Source organism: Marivita sp. (assembly GCF_022763305.1).
Taxonomy (GTDB): Bacteria; Pseudomonadota; Alphaproteobacteria; order Rhodobacterales; family Rhodobacteraceae; genus Marivita.
In genome coordinates, this window is record NZ_JALEGT010000045.1 from 1 (window position 1) to 3,753 (window position 3,753).

A 3,753-nucleotide genomic window follows, 5' to 3' on the forward strand; every position below is an offset into this window, starting at 1 on the left:
GCGGCAGAGGCTTGCTCAGCATCAAAGTCTCTGAGGAAGAGCGCGTTCATGCCTCAGCCTCCTGATGCAGCCAGCTGCGCAGGACGCGCAGGACGTCGTCAGGTTTTTCCTCGGCCATGTTCTGAATGGCTTCGACACGCGCTTTGATCAGGCTGCCGCGCACTCCGAGGGTTTCGATGTATTCGTGCGGGCCGTCGTCTTCGTTGATGTCAAAGATCGAGGTCGCGCCCGGGGCTTCGGGGTCAGATCCATTGCGCACGGCGCGTGGTTCGTATTCCGGCTGCTCTTGTGTCTGCATCGCGGCAAGCTCTGGCTCGGCCGTCGGGGACGGGAGCGGCTGTTGCACGGTTGGATCTGCGGCGATGACATCGCCCTCGGGTGTTGCGGTCACCTCAAGAGGTTCACCATCAGGGCCTGTAAGGGCAACGGCGTCGTCATTCGACAGCTCTACAGGTTTTTCAAGCAAGGTACGCAGGGCGGGGCGAACACCGAGGATCATAATCATCGCGACAATGATCAGACCCAGCAGAGCCCTCAGGACAGACATGAAGTTGCGGGTGATCTGATCCATAATGGACATGGTGACTGGATCGCCCACCTCCATCGAATAATCCATGAAGCGCAGGCTATCGACAGAGACCTCGTCCCCACGCGCGGCACTAAAGCCGACCGCGGTTTTCACGAGTTCCTGCAAGCGTGCGATTTCTTCGGGCGCACGATCCTCATAGATCACATCACCGTCTTCAACGTTGTAGATACCATTCACCAGAACCGCGACTGAGATGCGTTTGACCTCTCCGGCTTCGCGGATGATTTCACGGCGGGTGTTGCCGATTTCGTACTGAACGACTTCGCCGGATTTGGATTGCGTATTGCTGGCGCCTGCCCCGTCGCCTTGCAGCGCCGCAGGGATGTTGTTTTCCACGCCAACGTTGCCGTTGCCTTCGGTGCCGGATTTATCTTCGGTGGTGCTTTCGGTGGATCGCACGACCTGCTGCTCGGGGTTAAAGCTCTGCTCGACGACGACTTCGCGGGCGTTGGTGAGTTCCACATTGACCCTAACGCGAGCGTTGCCCGCACCAACGCGGGCCGTCAGCATGTTCTGGACTTCTTGCGCCAGTCGCTCTTCGATGGTGGACTTTGTGGTTTGCAGCGTCACCTGACCGCCGGCAGATCCGGTCTCGGCCAGAATGACTTCGCCGCTTGCCGATAGGACTGTGACACGGTTGAGGTCAAGCTCCGCGACGGATGACGCCACAAGGTTCCGCACCGCCGTCGCCTGTTTGCGGCTGATGGCGCGACCCGGCACCGGGCGCACAATCACAGACGCGCGCGGGTTGGGACGCTCGCGGCTAAAGGCTTCGCGCTCCGGCAAAACCAGATGAACGCGCGCACTTTGCACACCCTCGAGCGTTTGGATAGACCGCGCCAGTTCGCCTTCCATCGCGCGCAAACGGTTCACGCGTTGCATGAAAGAGTTCATGGCAAGGCCGGTGGATTCGTCAAAGAGCTCCCAACCCGGATCGCCTTCGATTGGAATACCGGTCTCGGCCAGAACCATCCGCGCGCGCGCCATGTCCGACGCAGGGACAGACACAGATGTGCCGTCTTCACTCATGATCGCGTTTAAGCCGGAACTTGTAAGTGTGGCTTCGATCGAGCTTGCCGTCGCCGTCGAAAGGTTCCGATAAAGAGGCTGGTAGTTCGGTGCGGTGATCGCGGTGATGCCAAACAGCATGACACCCATAATCACAGCCGCGACCCCGCCCAGGATCATGAGCCGACGCTGACCCAGCGCCATCAGATTGTTCAGAAAGTTCTGCACGGGGCCTCCTGAGGCGTTACGGCTGTCTTTGATGTAAGGATAGACTATTTTTGAACAGCAAGTAAATATCCATGTCTATACTTGCATTCAATTGAAAAAACTAAGAATATACCAAGCAGAATTATTGGAAAATCCATGGCTAAGGCACCTAAGGAAAACGATGCGGAGCTGGCGGCCGAGGCAGAGGGCGAAGAAGACGCCCAGCCTAAGGGCAGTAAAAAGCTTCTGATTGCAGCGGTTGTGCTGTCTCTCGTCTCTTTGGGCGGAGGGTTCTTCCTTGCGCGGATGGCGTTTCAAGAAGACGCCGAGACCTATGCGCCTGACTATGTTGAAGAAGTCGTCGAAGAAGGTGTCGACGAGGAGCTCGCCGCTAAAGAGTCTGACGAAAAGAACGCTGACGGCGGTGGTGAGGGCGAAGAAGAGGTCAAAACGGCCGAAGACGGCATTATCGAGTTTGATGAGATCCTAACCAATATCACCAGTTTCAATCAGCACGGTGTCCCGATCAACGCCTTCCTTAAGATGAATGTCGTCATGGTCTATCGCCCGGATCCCGGCTCCAAAGAGCTGATGGAAAGCCGAAAGCCGTTCATGCGGGATCTGTTTAACGGCTACGCGCGCAGCCTGACTGAAGCGGATGTGCGGGGCATGGCAGGGATCCTGACGGTGAAATCCGAGTTGTTGAAACGGGCACGGGCGGCGGCGGGCAATGATTTGCCGCAAGAAATCCTGATCAGCGATCTGATCGTGCAATAGGCGGGGCGAAAATGAACAAGATCATGACGCCAGAGGAAATCGCCGAAAACGGCAAAGGGGTGATCGACGAGATCATCCGCATGTCCGATTTCAATTTCGACCGCCTTCCGATGCTGGACATTATCGGCGAGCGACTTGCGGATGCTTTGACGGCCGTTTTGCCCGACGTCACAGGTGTGATCGTCGAGGCCTCCTTGAACAGTCTGGACTATCTTCCAATGGCGCAGGCGATCGACGGGATCTCGATGCCTTCGTTTTTTGGCATCGTAGAGGCAAACCACCTGAATGGCGCTATCCTGTTGGCACTGGACTCGACCTTTGCCCTGACCACTATGGAGCTTATGCTGGGTGGGTCTCCGAAGGGCGAGTTGAAAAGGCAGTCCGAAGAGTTCACGGCAATCGAGCGCGGCTTTGCGCGCCGGATTGGCGATATTCTAACAGTTGAATTGCGTCGCTGTCTGGCGATGGTCGCCGATGTCGATATGGAACTGGACCGCATCGAGACAGATCCGGACTCGTCGATGGTAACCCAACCGACCAGCCTTGTGTGTCGCATGCGCTTTGCCGTCGCGCTGGCCGGTCGCACTGGCATGTTTGACGCGATCATCCCTTACGACGCTCTAGAACCAATCCGTCCCAAGCTGGGCAAAATTCACTACGGAGAACCCAACGAGGATGGCAGCCCGTGGAAAGATCAACTGACCGGCCAGATCGAACGATCTGTGGTCGAGCTGGAAGCTGTGCTGACAGAGATCGAACTGCCAATCCAGACATTGCTGAATTGGAAACCGGGCGAAACGGTGAACCTCTGGATCGAAGAGGATCACGAGGCCCGGGTGATCTGCGCAGAAACAGAGATGTTCAAGGCGCTGATGGGCAAACGCAACAATGGCAATACCGCCATTCGCATTACAGAACGTATCGAAGCAGAAGAGGAGACCGACCATGGCCGCGACATTGACTGATCTTGTGATCATAGCGCTGCTGACTGGCGCGATCGCTTATGGGTATTACGTATCGCGTAAAGTGCATGTTTTGATGGGGGCTTTGAAAGAGTTGGAGCCGCTGATCAACGAATATTCTCAGGCCGTCGACAAGTCCGAGGCCTCGGTGGCTGCAATGAAGCAGAACCTTGAAGAGCGTCCGATGTTTGAGGACGCGGAGGATGACGA

The 3,753-nt window shown here is 56.8% G+C and carries 3 protein-coding genes and 1 pseudogene; 3 read left to right on the top strand and 1 reads right to left on the bottom strand.

Features of this window, described 5'->3' with window-relative positions; translation table 11 throughout:
- Positions 1 to 46: 46 nt before the first annotated feature.
- Positions 47 to 1,825 (bottom strand): flagellar basal-body MS-ring/collar protein FliF, encoded by a 1,779-nt coding sequence (gene fliF, locus MRY75_RS08520; RefSeq protein WP_292306941.1) that lies wholly within the window; start codon positions 1,823 to 1,825, stop codon positions 47 to 49.
- Positions 1,826 to 1,960: 135 nt separating this feature from the next.
- Between fliF and MRY75_RS08525 the strand changes: the two genes are divergently transcribed.
- The 3 genes and pseudogenes from MRY75_RS08525 to MRY75_RS08535 form a co-directional block, all read left to right on the top strand.
- Complete coding sequence (locus tag MRY75_RS08525; RefSeq protein WP_292306944.1) at positions 1,961 to 2,581, top strand: flagellar basal body-associated protein FliL; 621 nt, start codon at positions 1,961 to 1,963, stop codon at positions 2,579 to 2,581.
- A gap of 11 nt (positions 2,582 to 2,592) precedes the next feature.
- Positions 2,593 to 3,546 (top strand): FliM/FliN family flagellar motor switch protein, encoded by a 954-nt coding sequence (locus tag MRY75_RS08530; RefSeq protein WP_209357894.1) that lies wholly within the window; start codon positions 2,593 to 2,595, stop codon positions 3,544 to 3,546.
- A pseudogene (locus MRY75_RS08535) lies at positions 3,527 to 3,753 on the top strand (hypothetical protein); the annotation flags it as partial. The gene MRY75_RS08530 and the pseudogene MRY75_RS08535, both read left to right, overlap by 20 nt.